General features: G+C 50.1%; 20 protein-coding genes. 4 read left to right on the top strand and 16 right to left on the bottom strand.

Features of this window, described 5'->3' with window-relative positions:
* The 8 genes from AUP42_RS20570 to AUP42_RS21470 form a co-directional block, all read right to left on the bottom strand.
* Positions 1-2022 carry a sulfatase gene (locus tag AUP42_RS20570; protein ID WP_062953474.1) on the bottom strand — a complete coding sequence of 674 codons (2022 nt, stop codon included), beginning with the start codon at positions 2020-2022 and terminating at the stop codon, positions 1-3.
* 253 nt (positions 2023-2275) lie between these two features.
* On the bottom strand, positions 2276-2986 hold the full coding sequence (locus AUP42_RS20565; protein WP_082824880.1) for a class I SAM-dependent methyltransferase: 711 nt from the start codon (positions 2984-2986) through the stop codon (positions 2276-2278).
* Positions 2958-3635 (bottom strand): WbqC family protein, encoded by a 678-nt coding sequence (locus AUP42_RS20560; protein ID WP_062953472.1) that lies wholly within the window; start codon positions 3633-3635, stop codon positions 2958-2960. Before AUP42_RS20560 ends, AUP42_RS20565 begins: the two co-directional genes overlap by 29 nt.
* Entirely contained in the window at positions 3632-4696 is a 1065-nt protein-coding gene (locus tag AUP42_RS20555) for an N-acetylneuraminate synthase family protein (RefSeq protein WP_062953471.1), read from the bottom strand. The genes AUP42_RS20560 and AUP42_RS20555 overlap by 4 nt, the downstream gene beginning before the upstream one ends.
* Positions 4697-5041: 345 nt before the next feature.
* A complete protein-coding gene (locus AUP42_RS20550; RefSeq protein ID WP_156484672.1) occupies positions 5042-6028 on the bottom strand; it encodes a hypothetical protein in 987 nt (328 codons plus the stop codon).
* A gap of 62 nt (positions 6029-6090) precedes the next feature.
* Positions 6091-6795 (bottom strand): PIG-L deacetylase family protein, encoded by a 705-nt coding sequence (locus AUP42_RS20545; protein ID WP_197468326.1) that lies wholly within the window; start codon positions 6793-6795, stop codon positions 6091-6093.
* Positions 6782-7744, bottom strand: coding sequence for an SDR family oxidoreductase (locus tag AUP42_RS21300; RefSeq protein WP_197468325.1), 963 nt, complete (start codon positions 7742-7744; stop codon positions 6782-6784). Before AUP42_RS21300 ends, AUP42_RS20545 begins: the two co-directional genes overlap by 14 nt.
* 416 nt (positions 7745-8160) lie before the next feature.
* A complete protein-coding gene (locus AUP42_RS21470; RefSeq protein WP_156484671.1) occupies positions 8161-8352 on the bottom strand; it encodes a hypothetical protein in 192 nt (63 codons plus the stop codon).
* Positions 8353-8403: 51 nt separating this feature from the next.
* On the opposite strand from AUP42_RS21470, the gene AUP42_RS20530 reads away from it, so the two are divergent.
* The 3 genes from AUP42_RS20530 to AUP42_RS20520 all read left to right on the top strand — a co-directional run bounded on the left by AUP42_RS20530 (position 8404) and on the right by AUP42_RS20520 (position 12012).
* On the top strand, positions 8404-9897 hold the full coding sequence (locus AUP42_RS20530; RefSeq protein ID WP_062953466.1) for a lipopolysaccharide biosynthesis protein: 1494 nt from the start codon (positions 8404-8406) through the stop codon (positions 9895-9897).
* Positions 9898-10006: 109 nt separating this feature from the next.
* Positions 10007-10798, top strand: coding sequence for a cytidylyltransferase domain-containing protein (locus tag AUP42_RS20525; protein WP_156484670.1), 792 nt, complete (start codon positions 10007-10009; stop codon positions 10796-10798).
* Positions 10798-12012, top strand: a complete 1215-nt coding sequence (locus tag AUP42_RS20520) for a DegT/DnrJ/EryC1/StrS family aminotransferase (protein WP_197468324.1) — start codon at positions 10798-10800, stop codon at positions 12010-12012. The genes AUP42_RS20525 and AUP42_RS20520 overlap by 1 nt, the downstream gene beginning before the upstream one ends.
* Positions 12013-12170: 158 nt before the next feature.
* Here AUP42_RS20520 and AUP42_RS20515 read toward each other — a convergent pair whose 3' ends face one another.
* From AUP42_RS20515 to AUP42_RS20480, 8 genes are all read right to left on the bottom strand, one after another.
* The gene (locus AUP42_RS20515; protein WP_082824876.1) at positions 12171-13625 is read right to left on the bottom strand and encodes an exopolysaccharide biosynthesis polyprenyl glycosylphosphotransferase; all 1455 of its coding nucleotides are present in this window, start codon (positions 13623-13625) and stop codon (positions 12171-12173) included.
* A gap of 949 nt (positions 13626-14574) precedes the next feature.
* A complete protein-coding gene (locus AUP42_RS20510; protein WP_062953463.1) occupies positions 14575-15957 on the bottom strand; it encodes a M20 family metallopeptidase in 1383 nt (460 codons plus the stop codon).
* 66 nt (positions 15958-16023) lie between these two features.
* Positions 16024-17610, bottom strand: coding sequence for a gamma-glutamyltransferase (locus AUP42_RS20505; RefSeq protein WP_082824875.1), 1587 nt, complete (start codon positions 17608-17610; stop codon positions 16024-16026).
* Positions 17607-18572, bottom strand: a complete 966-nt coding sequence (locus AUP42_RS20500) for an ABC transporter ATP-binding protein (RefSeq protein WP_062953462.1) — start codon at positions 18570-18572, stop codon at positions 17607-17609. Before AUP42_RS20500 ends, AUP42_RS20505 begins: the two co-directional genes overlap by 4 nt.
* Positions 18572-19585, bottom strand: a complete 1014-nt coding sequence (locus AUP42_RS20495) for an ABC transporter ATP-binding protein (RefSeq protein ID WP_062953461.1) — start codon at positions 19583-19585, stop codon at positions 18572-18574. The genes AUP42_RS20500 and AUP42_RS20495 overlap by 1 nt, the downstream gene beginning before the upstream one ends.
* Positions 19586-19596: 11 nt before the next feature.
* Positions 19597-20520 (bottom strand): ABC transporter permease, encoded by a 924-nt coding sequence (locus AUP42_RS20490; RefSeq protein WP_062953460.1) that lies wholly within the window; start codon positions 20518-20520, stop codon positions 19597-19599.
* A gap of 1 nt (position 20521) precedes the next feature.
* The gene (locus AUP42_RS20485) at positions 20522-21439 is read right to left on the bottom strand and encodes an ABC transporter permease (RefSeq protein WP_062953459.1); all 918 of its coding nucleotides are present in this window, start codon (positions 21437-21439) and stop codon (positions 20522-20524) included.
* Positions 21440-21464: 25 nt separating this feature from the next.
* On the bottom strand, positions 21465-22982 hold the full coding sequence (locus AUP42_RS20480) for an ABC transporter substrate-binding protein (RefSeq protein WP_062953458.1): 1518 nt from the start codon (positions 22980-22982) through the stop codon (positions 21465-21467).
* Between the two features lie 179 nt (positions 22983-23161).
* Between AUP42_RS20480 and AUP42_RS20475 the strand changes: the two genes are divergently transcribed.
* Positions 23162-23941, top strand: a complete 780-nt coding sequence (locus tag AUP42_RS20475) for an IclR family transcriptional regulator (protein ID WP_062953457.1) — start codon at positions 23162-23164, stop codon at positions 23939-23941.
* Positions 23942-24177 lie beyond the last annotated feature (236 nt).

Here is a 24177-nt window from a genome sequence, read left to right as displayed (position 1 = left end):
TTAAATCATTACTTCAGGGAATCTGTTTCTTAATTCGTCTCTAATACTTTCTAGCTTATGCTTCATGTCTGCCTTCACATCAGGACGTTCTCTCTCGAGCTGAGAAGAAGCCCCCGCCCCCTCATCCCCCAAGACGTAAAGACTTTCATCGCCACTCGCAATTTCCCGAACATATTGGAACCCGTCAGTCACCGCACCGATTGTGCCCGTCGCAATTGACTTGAAGCTGCTGTTTTCTTCAAGGTATTGGGTCACTGCAAAGCCATTGCCCGGCCTTGCCCCCTCTCCTCCAACTTTGACCAGAGAGGAACCCGACATCCACTTAGGCACCGCGACCCCCGCGAAATCAAGAATTGTGGGCGCTATTGCTGTTTGATCAGCAACAACATTTATACGCCGTCCAATTTTTTGTTCCGGCGTTTTCACGATCATCGGCACATGAATTAATGACTCGTGAAAAACAGCCCCACCATGTCCGTACGTATTTGGAGAAAAAAACTCACCATGATCCGATGACACCATGGTTAGAGTATCCTGCATAAAGCCAGATTTCTCCATAAACGCCATGAACTCTCCAAAGGCATAGTCTGCCTCCGATATCCATTCACCATAACGCAATCGCAAATGCTCGATATCGGTTTGTATCTGGGATTTGCCTTTTGCCCGGTCAACAATGCGTGGATGCAGCATGTCTTGCCGTGTCTCGAGAATCCCTTCTCTCAGAAAACGGTGACGGAATTCTTCTGATGGAAGATAAGGGCCATGTGGAGCCATTACATGAATCCAGACAAAGAAGGGTCCTTCCATCTTTGAAATGACCGCCTTTGCAGCCTCGAATGTATCTCTTGGCGGGGTAGCAGACATACTTTGACGCAATGAAGGCAGAACAAGCCCCGAAACCGTAGTCATGCGCTCTGCCAGATCCATCATATCAGTCATGCCAGGGAGCTTGATCAGCTCGGAAGGAGGGATATCCGTCCACCCTTTTCTCGGTGCTGCGCAAAGGTTATCAAAAGCACCTTTCGTCGACCCCATCAAAGGCATTGCGTATGGGTTCCCGCAAATAGCAGCTGTATTATAACCCTCCGCCTTCAAAAGGGCAGGCAGCGTACGGTAAACGTCCTGCCCATGCAGCATCCCCCCCAGTTGATAGATTCGAGAAGCAGACGGATACCTCCCAGTTAAGATAGAAGATATACCAGGAGTTGTGAAAGTGGAACACGTATAGAAACGTTCGTATACATCAGATGACTTCGCAAAGGCATCAATATGAGGTGTCGTATTCAGATCATACCCATAAAGAGACATATCCGAAGCAGAAAGCGCGTCGAATGTAACTAGTAGAACGTTTCCGCGATTCACATCTTTTCCGGGAGAGTAATTAACGGGATAATCGAACTTATTTCCCGATATTATTCGCGTTCCCACAGTAATGGCGGCGACAGCAGAGGCCGACGAGGCGATGAAAAGACGGCGATCCCGGCGATTAATTTTGGGGGCAATTTTCTCTTCCTTTTCGTCCAGCCCATCACTTGAGGCATCGGCCCTTACAGCTTTAGTCGTGCGAGCACGCAACAGCCCGAAAACCATCCAAAAAAATATGAACACCCCATAGAAAAGTTCAAAGACGGCCCGCTGAACTTCGGTTACGTGAAGCTTGTTCAGCCAAGACTGCTCTATGAAAAGTCGCTCAAGGGAAAATATAAATGCAAACAAACTCGCGGCATATCCACCACGATTAACAAAGTCATATATGATGGAAAATGCGTCTATTTGATTTACGATCTTCTCTATCACGCGCACAGAGAAATATGCCATGATCGAGAGAAGCACTGAAACCAGTTGCGAAGCTAGAAATACAAATGAAACATATAAAAAAATATCACTCGCATCCATGTAAAATGTGAATGCATGGACTCGGTGAATGACAAAAAAAACATATATTATTAATATCGATCGATTAATAACATAGAATAAATCAACTAACCTTTTTATTTCTTTCCGAGAAATAAAAATATTCATTCATCACCTAAAACTGAAACAAATATAAAAACCCCCAACGCTCCCGGCATTATTTTACTAGAATATTTATAACCTCTTTATAGTCTGCCCCCAATAACTTTCCAAGTAAGCAAAGAAACTCTGAGCGAGCCCCCCGAAAGATCCCGCCCTCAAAAAAAAGCACGAGGCAACCGTTTCAGATGGCCATATAAAGGCAGTTTCCAATCCCATGGACATTATTTCAGATTTAAAAAACTCTATTCATATCAAAATTTTAAGTGTTTTTCTTTTTGGCAACGATATTCCACCATCCTAACCGTTGCCGCTCCGGTTTAACGGCTTCACTGATAACATGATCCAAAACCTCGATCGAGAAGTTCGAGAAAAGGTGCTCCATACATGCTTGATCCGCAAAATGGACTTGCCCAACACCTGCAAAATCCCCGCGACTATAACCTTTTCGTACATGAGGGTCTTCTGTTGGTTCTCCAAGCTTGAAATCATCGCAATCGGTCGAAAACCAGTGAACCCCAACATAAACACCACCTGGAGCCAAGCGTTTTTCGACCATGTCCAAACTGAGCTCTATACCGGAAGTAAAATTGTGAGTAAGCGACCCCCGATCAATGACAATATCGAAGGGGCCTATAAAGGGAATGTCCTCACAAAAATCAGCTTGGGCTAACTCTATCTTATCCCCATAACGCTGGCGAATGCTGGCAAGTGCAGAGGCACTGTTATCCACACCATGAAACACACCACCAAACCACTGAACCAACGGAATGTTTGCACCAACACCGCAGCCAATTTCCAAAACCTGAACTGGGGCTTCGCTCTGGTGGGGGCGAGCATGGCGCATTATCAGCGATATCAGTTCGCTCCATGGCCAAACACTATGATGGGCCCCTGATGCATAAAGATGCTCCCACTCAGGAGAAAAAGACATTTTGCTATCCTCACAAAAATGCGTCTGGTTGCGGCTCATTCATCAAGAGATCGATAATCCCCATATTGGGCACAAACCCGGGGTAAGCCTGCGAGTAGGTCGGGTGTTGATAATCCTGGTAGACTATTGATATGCCTGACTCGGCAAATGAACCCTCATCAAGATATCCTCGACCTTGCGAGCCGGAAAGATACGTATCGGCCTTTACGGAACGGCAAAGGTTCAGAATGAGATCACTTTTGCTCCCCCCTACCGGCAACATCTCTGATGTTTTTTGAATGGGTATCGTGATGTTCATAACCTTATTGAACATCATCATCATATCCCAACACAAGTCACTCAGTAGCTCATAGCGCACGTGATAAAATGGCTCAATCTTGGCTAAACAGTCGGCAGAGAAGGGAGCTTTACTGTAATTCTGAGAAATTGCCGACCAGTGTTTAGACTGCCAAGACAGCTTATTGTTAATAGCAACATCGGCAATAACCTGTTCGAAATGTTTACCTTTTGTTTGTACCGGGACGGTTTGCCAAATCCATCCCTCCTTTGTACGAATCTTGTTACGGTTCTGAAAGCTGCCTTTTTGGAATTGCACCGTATCAAGGTAAAGGAAAAGATCAGATTGCTTGATCTTTTCGAAATATCCTAGCCAAGGTAGGTATGCGGGTTGATGGATAGAAACAATCATTTACCATCCTCCGGTTCCAAATCTTCGTCTCTAATTCCCTCTGTCGCTAATTTGGCCTTACGCAACCTACGCCCGCGGACGTCATCCCAGCTACCAACATATACCCCTTCCTCAGCACGCTTAAATGTTACACTGTTATCGTCCAAGATCGTGCCAGCCGAAAGATCATGGCGCGCGATAATCCTCCGACGCATAATCAACCTGCTTTTTTCTTCTTCCGCATCCGGAACAATCATACCACTACCCCGAGCAGCTTCAGCAAAGCGGATATGAGCCACCATTTCAGCCAATTCTTTTGGATCCATCGAAAACCAATGATCCGGCCCCGCCAAATCATGGCTAAGTGTGAAGTGCTTCTCAATAATCCGGGCACCTAACGCGACAGCAAGAGCAGGAGCCACAGTCGAGCGACTGTGATCAGAAAACCCCCAAACCACATCGGGATGCCGTGCCCTCAATACAGGAATCTGTGCTAGGTTCAAATGCTCCGGATTAGACGGATAGAGCGACACGCAATGTAAAACACCAAGATTCTCACTGCGCTCTTTCAACTCGCCCAATACCTTATCGACCTCATCAGCATCGGCCATGCCTTTGGAGAGAATCAACGGTAACCCGGTCGCAGCAAAGATGCGAAGATTCGGCAAATGGTCAAAATCATCCGATCCGACCTTAATGCCCAACAGCCCCAACTCCTGCATCATTTCCAGATTAACCGGATCTTGTACCGTGGTAAGAAACATGATGCCCTGGTTGTCGCAATAGTCCATCAGTTCAACCCACTCCTCACGGCTGAACTCCAAGCGACGAAACATTTCATATTCGCTTTCGGCAACCTCTTTACCTTGGCTGAAATAGGTAAAGGTTTTGGTCCGATCCGCACAAAATTCCGCCGCTGTGAAAGTTTGAAACTTGACACAATCTGCACCCGAAGCCTTGGCAACATCGACCAATTCCTTAGCCAAGGACAATTCGCCATTATGATTCGCCCCAGCTTCCGCAATTACAAAAACGGGATACTCATCCCCGATCTGACGTGTGCCAATTTTCATCTGCGCCATTGCAAACTCCCCCGTAACTTTCCATCGTATTAGTGTGTCTTAACCAGAGGAATTGAGTTCCTACCCCAACAGTTTGTTAAATCAGGGGCGGAACATATCACCTAGCCAAATGGCTGACGACCTCTGTGTGGAAACTTCCTACGCCATTTAACATACAAACGAATTTAAAAGGGTATTAGGATTTTCGGGCAATTGAGCGTCGTTAGATGCGTGGCTTTCAAAGCCTTAATGGGGCACTCGCAACCGAAGTAATATTTCCCGAAACTTACGGACGATTAAACAACCACCATCACCAGCGGCTTGCGACTTTTTGCCCCCAAACCAAGCACTCGGAACCAGAGGAAATTATTGCAGAATTTCCATTAGAGACTGAGCCAGATAGCGCCCTCCTGGAACAGGAAATAATTCCTTCCCTTTCGCAACACGCTCATTTCGCCATGTGCTATCTGATAATAGGCGTCTCAGTATGCTTCTGGCAGGCTCTGCCGGTCGCGAATGTGAAATGGGTGAAGGTCCCGCCAAAGGCACAACTCCTCCACACTGCTCTAACGCTTCAATAAAGGGGATCTGGTGCTCTTCAACTGCCAACGCGGCGACTGCGACCCCCGCAGCCTGGAGCTCATAACAACTTGTCCCTCCAGCAGAAAGAGCCAAAAATGAGCGCTCTGCCATTTCTACCAAGGATGAAGGAGCATAGATAATTTCAGCCTGAGGAAGATGCTCTGCTATAGCAGCACAGGCCCCTTCTCGGTCAGGATGAGCAGGTCCTATCACCACTAGGACTTGATAAGCCGCAAGCTGATCGCGAAGCGTGCGAGCAATCCACGCCGTATCATTTGCAGGATCTTCTCCCCCCATAGTGATCAGCACAGCCTGACGGTTTACTTTTTCCGCAGCAGCAAAATAACCCGGATCAAGCGCATTGTAACGTGCCCCTGCGAGTATTCGCCGCTCCGCGCGACGAGGGTAATCCTGTTCTGATGTCCATGGCTGAGAATTGATAATCACCGCCGCAGGAAAATCGCGATATGGGTAATCATCATAACAAATCAACCGGGATGTTTCGGCCAAAGGCGTTAAAGCAACGGGGTCAGCATATTTTCCATCTATAACAACCCAAGGCTTTTGACCTTTCGATCCACTGTTCTGATGGCACCATTCAATAATTTCTGAACAATCTTGATCATCAGCCCCAGCAGATGTAGACGCTTCGGATACAAAAAAACCTGCATCACGAACCCTTTGCCGAATGTCTTCAGGAGCTTGCATCAAAAACTGAGCGATCGGCCCTTGAATGGAACGCAACGATTCCGCCAAAGACAAGCAGCGCATCAAATGCCCCAGACCGTGGTCTTGTCCGGCATCACACCTGATCAAGAGTGGTGGCGAAGCCATCACAAGTTCAAACCACGGATCAGCGCAAACCCCTCCGCGTAGGATACCCCAGCCTGCGCTCCCCGGTAGCACGCCAAAGCACGCAAAACCTCCGGCGAACGAGGATGTGGCGCCGGAAGCATCTCACTCTCATAAGCGGCCATTGCAGCAATTTTTTGTTCCATGTTGAGGCTAATATCATGGAAAACAGTGGGAGCGAACGGCTTTAAAGGGTTCCACTCGGTGCTTGATAAAACCTCAAAGGCAAACACGGCTCGCAAACTTTGCCCGGCAAGCGGGCGAACAGCGGGTAAAACGGCACGATGCGCAACCCCATGATCAACGTTGGGATCATCGGCACTATGGGTAAATAAGCGGGTTGGCAGGAAATCCCGAATGTGTGATTCTATTTCTTTGGTCAAATCAATCAGAGGAACCTGATCCAAACGACAGCAAGGACGCTCTGACAAAAACACATGATCTGCATCAATCCCCAAAGCCGCCATCGCGCTCAGAGCATTTGCATTCCGCCTCGCAGACTGTTCTCTCACTTCTGGGCTGCTAAACTGTTCGGGAGAGAAGCGGGCAGTCACTCCTTCGGCCAAAAAAACCACTCGGACCGAACATCCCAAGGCACGGTATCGTGCCATCGTTCCTCCACAGCCAAGCACTTCATCGTCTGGGTGGGCGGCAATTACCAAAACCCGCTCTTCACCAAGCATCATGCTTTCCCTTTTGTTGCCATTCATCGACCAAGGCCTCAAGGGTTTTTGAAAGACATGGCAGCTTCTCCCCCAATGCCGTTTCCGTTGCGGAAACATCCATCCGTATATCTAGCGCTCGTGGAGCTTTAAGAGATAAATCACTCAAACGGCCAAATTGAACAGTTTGAATCGGCAAACAGAACTCCCTCGCTACCGCCAACAAAAAATCGGCCTTAGACAGTCCACCACCGTGCGCACCGAGATTAAAGGTTCCCAAAGTTCGCGTTGAGATCATTTGCCCAGCAACTTGCGGTACAAGCGCACCATGACAAGGATTAAAAAGCACATCCTGAAATAATGTAACCGGCTTCTCGGCACTAAGACTTTCAACAAGCCAATTGATCAGTCCCGAACGGCCCCGAACGCCACGACCAACATAATTTAACCGAAAAACTGTCGTAACCTTATGTTGACGAGCTATGTCTTCACTCCATAGCTTGGTCCAACCGTAAATATTAACCGGACCAAGATCGCCACGATATCCTCCGCCATCACAATAGACTTGATCGGTAGAAATATGAACCAAATGGCAGTCAGGAACGTGACGCCGCAAAGCAGAAACAATTGATCGGGTAGCTTCAACATTGTCGCGAAAAGCAATATCACGGTCTTCCTCGCATTGATCGACATCAGCCAAGGCCGCACAATGTATAACGACACTTGGCTTCAAACGAGCAATCATGCGATTTGTTAGCGCTCCGTCAGAAAGATCAAGCACTTCTACTGGCGCGAGGTTACTTCCTTGCCCAAGCGGATTCACCCACGCTGTCCTGTCTCGAATAACAGGAACAACTCTCCTACCGGTGGCTCTACCATTTCCCCACGCAGAACAAAAATAATAGCCTAGAGTACCTCCAGCCCCTGTAACAAGAATTGGGCCGGCTGTTTCAACGCTATTTGATTTTACCATTTTAACCGTCTTCATAGAATAAAAGCAGCAGAAGGTAACAGAACCATCAAACCCTCTGCATCGAGGCAGACTCGATTTTTATTGCTTGCGAAATAAAAAAAATCTCTGTGAACGCAGGAGAAAATAGTAAAAAATCATTATATCACTTTAAAATCCTCAATTGATTAATATGCAACTCAGCCTCACCAAATAATCACATCAATTAACCGTATAAATTCAATAAACGTAATATATCCTTCTGGAAGCTTCTACTGCAAGAATCCTCGGTTACGCTCGCCATTATTAAATTGACAGATACTCCATATTGACGAGACATCTTTCCACACTTCATTTTTCTCGCCCCAAATACCAATAATTATTCTTCTTAATCTCGATTTGAATAATAAAGGGAACTAGAACATCAGAATCTCGTGAACTTATGCCCGTTTTCCTGATTCGGCCACAGGAAATGCTAAAAAATTTTCCACAGCCGTTAAGCTATTACCATAAACAAAATCCGGTACGCCCTTTCTGCATCTCTTCTGCGGATAATTTAGGTTATTACGCGTCATAATCGGTAGAAGCTCTATTTCCCAACAAACACCTATCATGATATGGGGTGCTTTCATTCTCGGTTTCCTTAAAGCATTCGTGTCAAACCGCATATATCAGGAGGTGAGATGTCGATCGGTCAATCCATAGCAAAGCAAATTTTGCTGGGAGGCCTTACACAGTTCCTTGTCAGCTTCCGGGGGCTGATCATCATGCCCATTATTATTAAAACGGCAGGGGATTCTATTTTTGGCACTTATGTCCTTCTGTCATCGATCGTTGTGTTTCTTGCCGGAATCTCATCTTTTGGTACCAACTATACATTTCGTCGCGAACTGCCAGCAGCGGATACCAGCGATCAACGTCGTGCATTACTAATGCCTTCTCTCACCTTTCGGATTGCTTCTACCGCGATATTTGCGGCTCTACTATATTTTGGCAGCCAATCCCTGCTTGCTATGACAGGAGAGAAAATGCCTTTCTCTCCAGGATATTTGGTTTTGTGGCTTCTGGGATTAACTGTGCAGGAAACGGCCACAGACTACTACCGTTACACGTCGCGATTTGGCACGTTCAACCTCCTCACAATTGGGCAAATTTATATCCATATTGGTGCAACTATTGGTGTTGTGCTGTGGGGGCATGAACTTAGCCTTAATATGCTTCTGCTTCTTCACGGCAGCTCATTGTTAGTCTTGGCCTTCCCAACACTTATATTGGGAATACTCAGAGAGACTGGCTTAAGCAGGCCATTGTATCATTGGCCCAAGTTTTGGAGAGATACATCTCTTGGCCTTCCCCTAACAGGCGAATTCATTATTGATTTTCTGGTTGCCTTTGGAGACCGATATCTGATTGGCTTGCTTCTCTCTGCGGCGGCCGTTGGACAGTACCAAGCTTCATATGCTCTCGCAGGACTACTCATTTTTTTCCCAAAACTTCTTGGAACAATACTTCCCCCTACGTTATGTCGCCTGTGGGACGAAAATAAAATCCAACAAGCCGAGCTGCTCGTCTCACACGCCCTGCGTCTGTTTCTAATTCTTGCTATTCCGTTCTGCGTCGGCGCCCTGATTGTTGGCCCTACTCTACTTGCGACACTGACGACACCGGAAATTGCGTATTCCGGAAGGTGGGCTTTGGCATTAATTGCGCTAGCAATGTTGTTCTATGGAATTGTTATTATACTTTCGAGCGTAACCTTCGTAACGCGTCAAACATCAGTAATATTTGCAGCAAACCTCATTGCGATCATCTTGAACGTTGGTCTCAACTTGGCACTGCTTTCCTCTTTCCCCACAGTTACCATACCAGCAGCGGTTTCGATTGCAGCCTATGCCAGTGCTGCTGTTTATGCCCTGCTTAAAGTAAGTCCAAGCTTTAAGGTTTCCTTTCATTGGCCCAGCTTGCTTCGCTCTCTGTTTGCAACGCTGATGATGACCGTTGGCTTGGTCTGGTGTAACTATCTTCCAGGTAGCGTGGAAACGACCAACATCATTCCCCTGACGGCGACGATTGCAGGAGCTATTGTTGGCTATTTTGCCGTGTTCCTGCTTGTCGGAGGCCTGCAGGCGTCTGACAGAACCATACTTGCAGGCCTTTTCCGGCGGCAAAGCGAATAAGTAAATTCTATCTCGTATCTTCACCGTCTCCCATCCCGCATATCAGTTCTAATTGAAACCAAAATGGCGTGTGCGGGGGGATAACTAGCGGAATCTAGGTTAAACGTGCTTGAGAAAGGCAAAATTTACTGTGACAGTTACCGCAATTATTCAGGCACGCATGAATTCAACGCGTCTGCCCGGTAAAAGCTTGATGGATCTTGCTGGCAAACCTGTTGTAATGCACTTGGTGGACCGCGCAAAAGCTGCGCGATTGATTGACAAAGTCATTGTTGCCACATCGACATCAATTGAAGATGATATTTTGGAAGGTATATTAAAGGAAAGGGATGTCGCAGTCTTTCGAGGCTCAGAGGAAGATGTATTGAGCCGCTACGCAGAGACGATCCTCACCTTAATTCCAGAGGAGGAGAGAGAGGCTGGCGCAGTCGTCCGCCTGACTGCGGATGACCCACTCAAAGATCCGGCGATAATGGATGCTGCGATTGACACTTTCTTGGCTGACAGTGGTCAATGGGATTACGTATGCAATAATCAACCACCCTGGCTGCCAGAAGGTCAAGACACCGAAGTTGTGGCTATCAAGGCGCTACTTGCCGCAAATGAAGTCTCCGCCAGCAGCTATGAGCGCGAACATGTAACGCCCTACATATACAACAACCCAGAGCAATTTAGATGCCACAGCCTGCAGGGAACCTTGAATCTTTCTGCATATCGCTGGACGCTGGATACAAACATGGATATGGCATTCTTTAAAGCGGTCTTTGCTCATTTTCCCAATGAGCCGATGCCCAGCATGGAACAAGTTCTGGACCTGCTAAAGCGCAAGCCTGAGATCTCTGCTTTGAACTCGCAGGTTGGCCGTTCCGCACTTTATCGAACAGAAATAGGTAATAACTGATGTTTTCTTATCCCGCGCCTGAAAAGCGTATCATTGAGCGCGTCTCTGACTTAGAGCGTCGCTACTTGCAGCAATGCCTAGACTTTGGATTTGAAACATCGAAGGGGTCGGAGTTCTGTACCCGCCTGGAAAAAGCCTTTGCCGAGTATATGGGAATGGAATTTGCCATTTCGTTTATGAACGGCACCTGCACGATGCATGCAGCATTGGAAGCAGCGGGTGTTGGGCCTGGTGACGAAGTAATCGTACCTCCCCTTACGATGTCGTCTACCACCTTTGTGGTTTTGCAGGCTCATGCAGTGCCGGTCTTTGCTGACGTCGATCCAGACACCTTCCAAATCGACCCTGCCAGTATACGTGAACGTGTCACCTCCCGAACCAAAGCAATTATCCCCGTCGCACTTTATGGGTTGTCGCCGGATATGGACGCCATCATGCAGATAGCCAAAGAACACAATCTGGTGGTGATAGAAGACGATGCCGAAGCCATTACCAACACTTACAAAGGAAAAAAAATAGGCACTATTGGTCACATATCGAGCTTCAGCTTCCAAAGCTCCAAACACCTGACATCCGGAGAAGGCGGGATGATCGTCACGAACGATGAAACGCTCGCCAACAATATCAGACGCTTTAACAGCTTGGGTTACGCTGGCGTAGGGTCACGCAAAGGAAAGATTACCAAGAACGATATTCAAGACCCCAATTATTCCCGTCACGTGTCTACCGGCTTCAATTACAGGATGCCAGAATTGTGCGCAGCAGTGGCATTGGCGCAATTAGAACGGGTGGATGAGCTGGTCCAGCGCCGCATTGATGTCGGACACCTATTTAACGAAGCAGTAGCAGGATGCGAATGGTTTGTGCCACAAAAAACGCCTTCGAACTGCACAAACAGTTATTGGACTTTTGTCGCTAAATTGGAAAATTCTGATTTAACTTGGCACCAGTTTCGCGATGCGTTTTTGGCCAATGGCGGCGATGGCGTGTACGCAGCATGGAAACTCAGCTATCTCGAACCAATGTTTGCCAACGGATGTCCGATTACACATCCAGCCTACACCGGAATCTATCAGAACTTTGCCCGCGGCTTGTGTCCGAACGCGGAATTGGTGCAACCGAAAATATTCCAGTTTAAAACGAATTACTGGAATTGGGATGAAGCCGAGCAACAAGCTGAGATATTGCACAAGACCATCACGCAATTCTCGTAATTTGCGTTGATTAGAAAAGCCTTGCAGCGTTCAGCGATCGGTTTGAGAAAAATCCTTCGCCACGCTGCATTGAACTTTTCAAACAATATTGCATCTCAATCCGTTCTTGCACAGAGAACCGCACTTTTAAGAATAATGGTTTATAGACTGGACACGCTTTAAAAAGCATTTTTGTTCGCAAATCCTAAGAAAAGCGTCAAAAACAGGATGCGAATATCAAACCAGATCGACCAATGGCTGATATAGTACAGATCACAGGCGATACGTTGCTGAATTTTTTCGTCGGTGTCAGTCTCGCCACGCCAACCGTTGATTTGCGCCCAACCTGTAATCCCCGGACGCACACGGTGCCGAGAAAAATAAGTGTTAACCTTTCCCTGGTAATGCGCATACTGATTTGTTGCATGGGGACGCGGGCCAACAAGAGACATCTCGCCTCTCAAGACATTAAACAGTTGCGGCAACTCATCCAGACTTGTACGCCGAAGGAACAATCCAAATCGCGTTACTCGGGGGTCCCCCTTCCTTACCTGGGATAACTCACCCACAGCCTCCGGATCACAGCACTCAGCGTACATCGAACGAAACTTGAAAATTTTGATCTCTTGACCGTTAAATCCATGGCGCAATTGACGATAAAGGACAGGCCCCGGGGTTGTTAGCTTGACTCCTATTGCGGCAAAGATCATCACAGGTGAAAACAGAATCATCAAAAAGATCCCCAGAATTATATCTTCAAGACGTTTAATCCACCATCCTCTCCCCGAAAGAGGCTGCTCCGCACTTCGAATAAACGGCAGCCCCGCAACGACGACCCACTCCCTAGGCTGACCTGAATTCATGTTTATTTTTTCACGTTCAGGCAGCAAGACATCTGCCGTCAAAAACGAAAATTCGAGAATTTCCGAAGGTATTGCAGAAATCGCTGGCAAAAACGTCGAAAATCTTCGACGATCATCATCAGAAAGTGCGAGAATCAACACATCCGGCACAGACCTTCTAAGTAAAGCCAGCTCTGCTTCGACTTTTTTTCCATTATCCTTGAAGTCATCCAAACTGGGCAACTCAATGCATTTATCAACATTGATGCGATAGGTATCTTTCGCAGTAACGATCGCATTCATCACGTTTCGATGAGAGCCGCTATAAATAATAGAAAATGCCGGGCGAAGCCTCATTGCAACCCCCGTCTTATGCAGGACATACCCGAACACCAACCTGCAAGACGCAAGTAATAAAATAGAAGTAATAAAGTTATAACCCATCCATAATCGAGAAATATCACCTGACGACTTCATAAAATAAGACAAAGAAAAAAACAATGCGTACGCAGATACAAGAGACATTGTTAACCGAACAACACCAACCCGAAGAAAACTTAAATCTATCCTCGTATAAGATCGCATCAAAATCATAAACGCGAAATATACAGCAGAAACGATAACAGAAGGAAGATAAAGACTTTCAGGAACGTAAAATGCATCAAATCTAAACAAAGAAGCAAAAAAAGGAGAAACTAGAAGAACTATTGCATCGCTTACAAATATTAAATCCCTTACAATAAGTCTTTTTCGCCCATATATATGGCCATAATATTTATCCCCACTCCGCATTCCCACACTCGACCTTTACATAACGAAAATATTTACTGGAAAACCTAAGAAAAATGAAAATCAACTTTTCTCACCTTCATATACTCTCATCATAAATTAAACGATTAGCATGTCACCCGCCAATTGATTAGCTCGAATCTAACAGCTAAAGATTCTAAAATGATATATTTATGTACGAATAAGGAACTGGCGACAGGGCACCAGAAAAAGGAGAAAAACCTATTCAGAAGCAGCATAACTTAAATTTTATTCATAACATAATAAAGATAAAATGGTTTTAGGATACTTTATCTGCTTGTCATTTTCAGCCTGATGCTCCTAATAAGTAAAACTATCTTTTGGTGGCGGGCGGGCTGCTGAGAGGAATGGGTAAACCGCGCCAACGGGGCTATCCCCAGTGCTAGACCTTCAGCCTAAAATAGTTCCACTGGAGCGATTTATTTACAGCCTCAGCCTTGGGGCATGAGCGGCTCACGATGGTCGCAGCCATCCCTTTCATGGGCACAGGCTTAACACCAGTCCCAACAAGCAAACATTAAAAAGCCCTCTGCGGGGCATGCAGTTAACTCCCCCTCCCCCAAGGACCATGGGAGTATTTTAATCTGCGATCAAATTATCCATTTCACGCAAAACCTCATTCCCTTCATCACAATAAATATATCGTGCACAGCTTTGATATATCCGGGAAGATAGCCACCCCCAACCATTGGGTTGATAACCATTTCACTCTTTCCGTTAGTTCAAAAAACATACCAAAATCACACCGGCATAAGAAAGCCGGAACAGCATTTCTGCTATTCCGGCTTTCATCATTCAGGAGCCGACGGGAGGTCTCGGCTCTCTCACTGACTAATCTGCAATTCCGCCCGGTCGCCCTTAAGCGTCCATTCCAGCGGATCAAGCTCACGGCTTGCGCTGGATGTTTCTTTTACACCCGTCATGATCGGGTTCAAGCCGTATCGCCGATATCCCAGAACACACCGGCCATCATTTGCAGGGCCTGTCGGCTGAGGCTTTGCAGGATGTGTTCGTTGGGCGCATGCTGAGAGCATGACGCATAGGAGTGCGGCACCCAGACGGTCGGTAAATCAAGGATATAGGCAAATGTATCATTAGGCAGCGACCCGCCAAGATTGGGCAGGATTGCCGGTTTGGTTCCGGTGGTCTTGATGATTGAATCGCGTACACGCGTGACCCACGGATGGGATGGGTCAAGCCGGGTTGCCCGGAAGAACCCCTTTGCCGAGGGAATGATTTCAACATCCGTAAAGCCATGTTTATCAAGGTGTCGGCGCAAAGCCGGCAGAATGCCATCCGCATCCGTTCCGACCACATAACGCAACTGGCAATGCGCAATGGCTTCAGGCGCGATCGCATTGACCGGTTTTTCCGGGTTACCGGCCTTTGCCGCAAGTACAGCAAAGCTGTTCCAGCCATAAACCTTTTCCGCCAGTGACAGGCTTTCCTCGCCCCAGTCAGGGTTGATCGCAGGCCCGGTTTCAGGTTGGGTGATTGCACAATCCTTGAGGGCCTCACGGACTTCTTCATTCAGGCTATCGGGCCGCCATTCCGGCACCTGTATTTGCCCGCGACGATCAACGATGGATGCAATCGCATGCGAAAGAACAATCATCGGGTCTTTCAGCAAACCGCCCCAGTTCCCGGAATGATGCCCGCCTTCGCGATATTTAAGCGACAGCGCAAAATTAATCGCCCCGCGTGACCCCATGAACATGGTCGGGCGTTCTGCACTCAGGCGCGGGCCATCCGATGCAATCAGGACATCGGCGGCAAAAAGATCGCGATAATTGGTAAACAGTTCGGCAAGGCCGGGCGACCCCGCCTCTTCGCCCATCTCAATGATGACCTTGCAGTTAAAACCCAAGGCGCCACGTGTCTGAATGACCGACCGCAGGGCCGCCAGATTAATGCAATGCTGCACTTTGTTATCCGCCGTACCGCGCCCGTAAACCCGATCACCTTCGATCACCAGCTTGAAAGGTTCAAGGCCCTCGCGCCATTCACCTTCCTGTGCGAGGATCACATCGCCATGCCCGTATGTCAGGACGGTCGGCAAATCGTCGCCTTCGCGGCGTTCGGCAAACAGGAACGGTCCGAAACCGGGTTTGGGATTATCAATGATGCGGGTTTCAAACCCCATATCGCGCACCATCGGAACAATCACATCGGTAAGATAGCCATAAAGCGCCTCGAGATTATCGGGCTTCTGGCTTTCGGTTTTCTGTTCGACCATTCGACGCAGTTCTTCGATAAACTGCCCATCTTCAAAATACCGGGTTACATTTTCGATAGCATCAGCACGCGTTGACATTGATTGATCCTTGTTTTTTCCGATAAGCCATCAAATTCCCAAAGGAACGACAGAACATTTTGTGTTTCACGAACCATCCCGGTGTTCCGCCACCGCATCGCCCCAGGGCGACATGATTTCGGTCATACCCTGATTGATGTTCCCCTGACGAAGAACCCCCGCCGGGCAGGCAAAGGCATAGGGGAAAGCGGTCCGGCGCGTGGTCACGCAACGATGGCGTTCCCCAAGGGCCGCAACGATATCGGGCGAAAGGCTTTGATCGATGATCACCGTATCGCCGCCGCTAAAATCGACCCGCGCCTGATGAAAGGCGTCTTCGAGGGTCATATCGAAATCCATCAGGCAGGATGTCAGTTGCAGGATGGCTGGCAAAATCTTTCGCCCGCCGGATGCTCCGATGGCAAAACGCCGGTCCTTTTGCTGACCGATTGCCGGGCAGACATTCATCAGGCATCGTTTGTCGGGCGCTAACGAGTTTGGCCGTCCCGGTTCGGGGTCGAACCACAGGATCCCGTTATTCATCAAAAGCCCGCTTCCAGGCAGCACGACCTTGGATCCGAAAATGGACAGCAATGTCTGGGTCACAGCCACCATGTTGCCATGTCGATCCGTCACACTGAAATGCGTGGTGCAGGCGGGGGCGCGACTGTCATCAACGTCCCCCATATCGCGCAACCGGCGTTTATAGGTCGTCTTAAGCGCATCGACATACGCCCCATAGGCATCCGCCCTCGGTGACGTCCCCTCAAAATCCTGATGCGACAGGATTTCCAGACATTCCGCAAGGTTTTCACCCGCCGTCATCGCAGGCGGCGTGTAGACCGTCCCCCCGCGATAGGATGTCGCCAGCGGATCAGACAAAATAGCCTGATAGGATTTCATGTCATCAAGCGCCAAACATCCCCCGGCAGCCCTGACATCGGCAACGATTTCCGCCGCAAGATCACCTTCGTAAAATTCACGCGCACCTTTATCGGCGATGCGTTGCAGCGTGGCCGACATCCGGTCAAGATTGATCCGCTTGTCCGAAAGTGCCGTCCATCCGGCAATAGTCGGCCACTGCCCGTCTTCGAGAAACGTCTCCGCCGCGGTCGGGTTTTTGGCAAGTTCGCGGGTACTAGACGCAATGATAAGGGCAGCATACCAGTCAACGGATAACCCATCCGACGCAAGCTTTGCCGCAGGCGACACAATATCACGCCACGGCATCGTGCCAAACCGGTCAAAGGCAAACCCCATACCGGCAACGGTCCCGGGTACCGCAATCGCGGTTGCGCCAATCTGGTTACGATCCCCGACAACACGTGCCCACGGGAACAGGTCACCTGCAACGCCTTCGCCCGATAACGGATAATCCGCAACATCAAGCCCGGCGGGTGAACGCATCCCGAAGGTAATGCAATAGGTCCGGTCTTCATCGGCGCGATAGATCATCATGGCACCGCCACCGGCCGGGCCACTCATCCAGGGTTCGACAACCCCCATGGCAAAGGATGTGGCAATCGCGGCATCAATGGCATCGCCACCAGCGGCAAGGATGTCCGCTCCGACCTGGGCGCCTAGCTTATGCTGGGCTGCGACCACTCCACCATTTTCGACAGTGACGACGTTTTTACGGACCGACTGCATGTTGGAAAAATTGTCGCGGATCATTGAACCGCCCCTTCGACCAGATGACATTCAACCCGCTTGCCCTGATGCAGGGTCGCGACCGGCGCCTTGGTCGAACAGATATCAATCGCCCGCGGGCAGCGCGGATGGAAATGACATCCACTGGGCGGGTTGATCGGATTGGGGAATACAGCCCCCAATTGCGTATCGGGAACCCCAAGGGACGGGTCCGGTGTCAGAACGGATTCCAGCAACGCATTGGTATAAGGATGATCCGGACCGGCAAACAGCGAAGATGCATCTGCTTCTTCGACAATGCGCCCTAGATACATGACCGCCACCCTTGTTGCAAGATGTTCGACCACCGCAAGGTTATGGCTGATGAACAGATAGGTCAGCCCGAATTCATTGCGCAAATCCGACAGCAGATTAAGGATTTGCGACTGTACCGACACATCAAGGGCCGAAGTCGGTTCATCGCAGATCACGATTTCCGGTCGCATGATCAGGGCGCGCGCAATCGCCACACGTTGACGTTGGCCGCCTGAAAGCTGGCTTGGATAACTGCGCAAAACCCGTTTGGGCAAACCGACTACATCAAGAATATCGGCGGTCTGTTTGTCCCAGTCACGCGGATCGCCGACCTTGTGCACCCGTAGCGGCAGCGAAATGATATCGCCAATCGTCTTGCGCGGGTTCAGTGATGAATAAGGGTCTTGGAAAATCGGCTGGATACGGCGCGCCAGATAGGATCTGTCATGGGTGGTGATATCTTCGCCATCGACCAGAACCCGGCCCTGTGTTGGCGTTTCCAGTCCCAGCAAAATACGCGCAAGGGTACTTTTGCCACAGCCGGATTCCCCGACAAGGCCAAGGACCTCGCCCTTTTGCAGTTTCAGCGTCAATTCATCAACCGCACGAAGATCCTTGCGTTTGCCAAAGATGCCCTGCTTGATCGAAAAAATCTTGGAAACATTTTCAAGTTCAAGAACCGGAACGGACATTATGCTTCCCCCGATTTCGGCTGGTTCATCGACAGGGATGAAGGCCCGTCATAATCGTGAACACAGCGATAAAGATGCCCGGCGGGTGAAATCCGGGCCGGTATATCGGACGCACATTGCGCGGTTGCCTCGTCACAGCGGCTTCGGAAAGCACAGCCGGCCACATCACCGATAAGAGACGGTACAATACCGGGGATCGAGCCCAGATGTTCACCAACCGCGGTTTTGCCCGGCACCGGAATGCAATTAAGCAACCCGCGGGTATAGGGGTGCTTTGGCGCGGTAAAGACTTCGGCGGCACTCCCGGCTTCGACCATTTCACCGGCATACATGATGGCAACCTTGTCCGCGACGCGGGCCACCACGCCCAGATCGTGGGTAATCAGGATCATCGCCATGTTCAATTCACGCTGAAGATCCTTCAGCAGGCGCAATATCTGGGCCTGAATGGTGACATCAAGGGCGGTTGTCGGTTCATCCGCAATGATCAGATCAGGTTCGCCCATCAGGGCCATGGCAATCATCACGCGTTGGCGCAAACCACCGGAAAGCTGATGGGGATATTGTTTCATGCGGTTTGCCGCCGCCGTGATTCCGACCTTTTCCAGAAGTTCGATGGCACGATCACGTGCGACCGGCTTGGGGACCTTGCGATGAAGCAAAAGGGCTTCCGTCAGTTGATCGCCAATCGTGTATGCCGGATTAAGCGAAGTCATCGGCTCCTGAAAGATCATCGAAATCCGGTTGCCGCGCAGTTTGCGCATATCCCGATTGGACGCGGTTTGCAGATCGACACCTTCAAAATCCAGAACCCGCGCCGAACGTTGCGCCTGCTTGGGCAGAAGCCCCATGATCGCAAGCGATGTCAGGGATTTGCCGCTACCGGACTCGCCCACCACACACAGGGTTTCCCCCCGCTTCACATCGAAATCAATGCCGCGCACGGCATGCAGCGTTCCGGCCGCCAGCGGGATATCGACCGTCAGGCCGCGAACAGAAAGAATGTTTTCCATGCTGATGGCCTCTAGTTGCGGTTTTCAGGTGCGGAAACGTCACGAAGACCGTCACCCAGCAAATTGATCGCCAGAACAAGGATGAACAGCGCGACACCCGGGATGGCAATCATCCATGGCTGGAACAGAAGCATCTGCTTGCCTTCCGACACCATTAACCCCCAGGACGGTGTTGGCGGCTGTACCCCGAGGCCGAGGAACGACAGGGCCGCTTCAAGCAGGATGGCATGCGCCATTTCAAGCGTCACAATCACGATCAGGCTGTTGGCGATATTGGGCATGATTTCGCTAAACAGGATGCGCTTGGTCGAACAGCCGATGGCCTTGGCTGCCGTAACATATTCCATCGATCGCAATTGCAGCGTGGCAGATCGCATCACAACCGCGAACCGATCCCAAAGCAAAAGGCCAAGAACCGTGATCACCACCTGAAGTGATCCGCCAAACAGCGCCACCACCGCCAGCGCCACCAGAACCACGGGCATCGCAAGACGCACATTGATCAGAAAGGTGACACAGGCATCGACACGGCCACCGAAATAACCGGCTGCAACCCCCATGCTGGTGCCGATGATGCCGGAAATCAGGGCCGCAATCGCCCCGATGGCCAATGAAATGCGTGCGCCATAAAGCAACCGTGAAAGATAATCCCGCCCCAGATGATCGGTGCCAAGAATGTTTTCCCAACTGCCCTTGGCATCCCAGACGGGCGGGATCATCCGATGCATCAAATCCTGCTGATACGGATCATAAGGCGCCAGAAGTGGTGCAAAAAGCGCCATCAGGAAAATGGTCAGAAGCACGATGGCCCCAAACATCAGCCCCTTGTGACCAAGGATTTTGGTCAGCAAAATCTGGCGTGGTGTCGGCCCGCTCAGGACTTCAGCTTCAACCTTTGGCGCCACTGTGTTGATGGTTTCGGTCGTGTTGGTCATGTCAGCCCACCCTCATGCGCGGATCAAGCCACGCATTCAACAAATCCGACAGGAAGGTGAAGACGATATAGAACATCGAAAACACTAGAATCAGGGCCTGCACGGTTGGCAGATCGTTACGACCAATGGATTCCCATGCCAGATAGCCCGCGCCATGCAGGGCAAAGATCGATTCAACGACAATCGATCCGCCCAGCATGAAGCCCATCTGCACGGCGGCCAGACTGACAACCGGGATGATGGCATTGCGAAGGGCATGCTTGAACATGACCCGGAATTCACCCGCCCCCTTGGCGCGTGCGGTGCGGACATAATCCGCCCCCAGCACGTCAAGCATCCCGGCCCGGGTCAGGCGCATGATGGCGGGCATCGCGTAATAGCCCAGAACAATGGTCGGCATCACAAAATTCTGCCAGCTATCCGAGCCGGAAGGCGGCAGAAGGCGAAGCTTGATACTGAAAAGAACAATCAGGACCAGGCCAAACCAGAAACTGGGCATGGCCTGCCCCATGACCGAAAGGAACAGAGCAATCCGGTCAATAATGCTGTTGGGGCGAACGGCGGCGGCAACACCCAAAGGCACAGCCGTCAGAAGCGCAAAGGAGATTCCGCAGACGCCAAGCAACATCGTGACGGACAGGCGTTCGGCAACCAATTGTGATACCGGCAGCTTGAAGTAATAGCTTGTGCCGAAATCCCCCCTGATCGCATTGAACATCCATTCGCCATACTGAACGACCCATGGTCGATCAAAGCCGTAATATATTCTTACAGCTTCGATATCCTCGGCATTTGCCGTTTCACCCGCAATAGCCGCCGCGGGATCCCCCGAAAGATAGAGAAGCGCGAAGCTAAGCATGGAGACGGCAAGCGTCACCAGCAAGGCCAGGCCAAGCCTTTTTAACGTATATACCAACACCGTTCTGAACCCCTGATCCGGAGGATTATTTCCAGCTCATCTGGAAGAAGCGCGGAATAGCATCCGTGGTCGGTGCATATTCCAGATCCTTGGTGAACACGTAGTTCGAGTTATAGGAGAACAACGGCAACCAATAGGCTTCCTCGGCAATACGCTTCAGGGCTTTGGCGTAGTATTCCTTGCGCTCGTCGGGATCGACGGAACTGTCGGCAACATCCAGCCATTCCTTGACCTGCTCGTCTTGCGCGCTATCAAGACTGCCAAGCTTGAAATACTGGCTGACGATCGCCGACGCATCATTGATCGAATAGGATCCCCATGTCTGGAACGACATCGGCACCTCGCCCTTCATGCTCAGTTCACGCAGGGCGGAGTATTGCAGAAGCTTGAAATTGCTTTTGATGCCGACCGCTTCGAGATAGCCCAGCATGGCTTCGGCATATTCGCGATCACGATAGGCATAGAAGTCAATTTCAAGTCCGTCCGGATAACCGGCTTCGGCAAGAAGCTGTTTGGCTTTTTCAGGGTCATAGTCATAAACAGCGACATCCTGTGCACAACCAAACTGCGACGGGAAGCACGCCGAATTGACGACGCGTGATTTTCCCTTGAGCATTGATGCAACGATGGCATCGCGGTCAATCGCATGCGAAATTGCCTGACGGATAAGCTTGTTGGTGAACGGATTATCTTCACCACTGCGTCCCGCGGCATCAAATTGCAGATAACCGATGCGCATGGTGCTTTCGTTGGCGACGGTAAATTCACCCATCGCGCCAAGGCTTTCGGCCTGATCTGGCGGCACCTGCCAGATCCAGTCCAGACCGCCACTGAACAGTTCGGCCGCCTGGGTGTTGAAATCGGGAATGGTGCGGATATCAAGACGACCGATATTGGCCTGCCCCTTCGGGCTGTCCTTGTGATAATTTTCGTACTTCTCCAGCACGAAATGCTTGCCCGGCTCAACCGAAACAACCTTGTAAGGACCGGTCCCTACCGGATTAAGCCCCATGCCGGTCGGACCGGCTTCGGCATAATATTCGTTGGGGTAAATCGACACCGGTCCGGCAAGATATTCAATCGCCGCCGGGAATGGCGCTTTCAGATGAATGCGGACCTTGAACTGGTCAATCTTCTCGGCACTTTCCATCCAGTTGACGTTGCGCTGGGTTTTAACCCCGTTCTTTTCGTCCGCAACCCAGTTCACGGTCGCGACCACATCGTCAGCATCAAAAGGCTCGCCGTTGTGGAAGGTAACGCCCTGACGAAGATTGAATTCAAGGGTTTTGTCATCAACCCATTTCCAGTCCGTCGCCAGATTGCCCTGATACTCGCCCGTATAAGGATCGCGATAAACCAGCCCGTCCCAGATCGAGCGTTGCAGGATGACGCCTTCACGCGCCGAGTTGAAATAACTGTCGACATTTTCAAGTTCTTTGGAGAACGCGACATTGAGGGTATCGTCAGCTTTGTTGGCAGCGGCTGTTCCAGCAGCGGCCATGGCGAGGGCAAAGATTCCAGCCCCCTTAAGGATCTGTTTCATTATAGCCTCCTGATATGAATGCCCTGCTTCGCAATATTTGCGGCAAGACACATTAGATGTATTTAAAACACCTTGTATTATATTGTAATACAGCGTACTGTATATAACTACGATAAGGCAACTGGAAGCAGCATGTCAACCAGCACATTTGCCATTAAAAAAAACGAGGAAATGCGACCATGACGGATGCCAAAGCCCGGCAGCAGGACACCCTTTTTGTCACATCCCTTGAAAAGGGCATGCGGATACTTGAAGCTTTTTCCGAAGATAAAACGGAACTTGGCCTGGCCGACCTTGTAAAGGTTACCGGTCTTGAAAAGAGTGCGGCACAACGATATGCCAACACACTATACGAGCTTGGCTATCTGGAAAAAAATCCGGAAACCCGCCGGTTTCGGCCAGCCGTCAAATATCTGGAAATGGCATACAGTTATTTGTGGGCCGATTATCTGGCACAGTTGGCAATGCCGCGCCTGATCGACCTGAGCCGCCAGACATCCCAAACCATCAACATGGCCGAGCCAATCGGAACCGACATTATTTATGTCGTGCGCATGCCCAACCATCGCACCAATTTCGGGGCTTCGGCGATCGGCAGACGGGTGCCTGCACTTGTCGCATCTTCCGGGCGCGTCATCCTGAGCCGCCAGTCCGATCAAGCCATCCGTGACGCGGTAAGCAATTGGCCAACCCGGCAATACACCCAGCGAACAACGATGGATCGTGGTGCCATACTCGACAATATCCTGATGGCACGCGAAAAGGGATATTGCACCACACAGGGGCAGGTTTTACCCGATGAAGTCAACGTTGCCGCCCCGATCTGCAGCATTGACGGAATACCGGTTGGCGCCATCCACTGTTCCCTGCCATCGATCCGCTGGACCATCGAACGCGCAGAAGCGGAAATTGCCCCGCTTGTTGTTGAAGCGGCCCAATCTATTGTGCCATCAAGATAAACAGCGCCGGCATTTATAGCAGAAGTGGTTACGTGGGCAGGATTAGCGCTCACTTTGTTCGCTCAGCTCCGGCCTTATGGGCTCCGCAAAGAACCTGGCAACAGGCTTGGCCTGTTGCGGGTTCCAATCCATAAGCCCCCGGCAAACAAACATTAAAAAAGCCCGCCACGAGGGCGAGCTTTTTTAAAGTTGGTTGCGGGGGCAGGATTTGAACCTACGCAGTCTGCGCGCGGGCT

This window comes from Thalassospira lucentensis (assembly GCF_001613805.1).
Taxonomy (GTDB): Bacteria; Pseudomonadota; Alphaproteobacteria; order Rhodospirillales; family Thalassospiraceae; genus Thalassospira; species Thalassospira lucentensis_A.
The sequence above is the reverse complement of the archived record's forward strand: the minus strand, read 5'-3'. Positions and strand labels throughout refer to the sequence as shown.

Coding starts and splice junctions, on each gene's coding strand:
- AUP42_RS20570 (WP_062953474.1), bottom strand. CDS start 2,022: ATGAATATTTTTATTTCTCGGAAAGAAATAAAAAGGTTAGTTGATTTA.
- AUP42_RS20565 (WP_082824880.1), bottom strand. CDS start 2,986: ATGAGCCGCAACCAGACGCATTTTTGTGAGGATAGCAAAATGTCTTTT.
- AUP42_RS20560 (WP_062953472.1), bottom strand. CDS start 3,635: ATGATTGTTTCTATCCATCAACCCGCATACCTACCTTGGCTAGGATAT.
- AUP42_RS20555 (WP_062953471.1), bottom strand. CDS start 4,696: ATGGCGCAGATGAAAATTGGCACACGTCAGATCGGGGATGAGTATCCC.
- AUP42_RS20550 (WP_156484672.1), bottom strand. CDS start 6,028: ATGCGCTGCTTGTCTTTGGCGGAATCGTTGCGTTCCATTCAAGGGCCG.
- AUP42_RS20545 (WP_197468326.1), bottom strand. CDS start 6,795: ATGATGCTTGGTGAAGAGCGGGTTTTGGTAATTGCCGCCCACCCAGAC.
- AUP42_RS21300 (WP_197468325.1), bottom strand. CDS start 7,744: ATGGTAAAATCAAATAGCGTTGAAACAGCCGGCCCAATTCTTGTTACA.
- AUP42_RS21470 (WP_156484671.1), bottom strand. CDS start 8,352: ATGAAAGCACCCCATATCATGATAGGTGTTTGTTGGGAAATAGAGCTT.
- AUP42_RS20530 (WP_062953466.1), top strand. CDS start 8,404: ATGTCGATCGGTCAATCCATAGCAAAGCAAATTTTGCTGGGAGGCCTT.
- AUP42_RS20520 (WP_197468324.1), top strand. CDS start 10,798: ATGTTTTCTTATCCCGCGCCTGAAAAGCGTATCATTGAGCGCGTCTCT.
- AUP42_RS20515 (WP_082824876.1), bottom strand. CDS start 13,625: ATGCGGAGTGGGGATAAATATTATGGCCATATATATGGGCGAAAAAGA.
- AUP42_RS20510 (WP_062953463.1), bottom strand. CDS start 15,957: ATGTCAACGCGTGCTGATGCTATCGAAAATGTAACCCGGTATTTTGAA.
- AUP42_RS20505 (WP_082824875.1), bottom strand. CDS start 17,610: ATGATCCGCGACAATTTTTCCAACATGCAGTCGGTCCGTAAAAACGTC.
- AUP42_RS20500 (WP_062953462.1), bottom strand. CDS start 18,572: ATGTCCGTTCCGGTTCTTGAACTTGAAAATGTTTCCAAGATTTTTTCG.
- AUP42_RS20495 (WP_062953461.1), bottom strand. CDS start 19,585: ATGGAAAACATTCTTTCTGTTCGCGGCCTGACGGTCGATATCCCGCTG.
- AUP42_RS20490 (WP_062953460.1), bottom strand. CDS start 20,520: ATGACCAACACGACCGAAACCATCAACACAGTGGCGCCAAAGGTTGAA.
- AUP42_RS20480 (WP_062953458.1), bottom strand. CDS start 22,982: ATGAAACAGATCCTTAAGGGGGCTGGAATCTTTGCCCTCGCCATGGCC.
- AUP42_RS20475 (WP_062953457.1), top strand. CDS start 23,162: ATGACGGATGCCAAAGCCCGGCAGCAGGACACCCTTTTTGTCACATCC.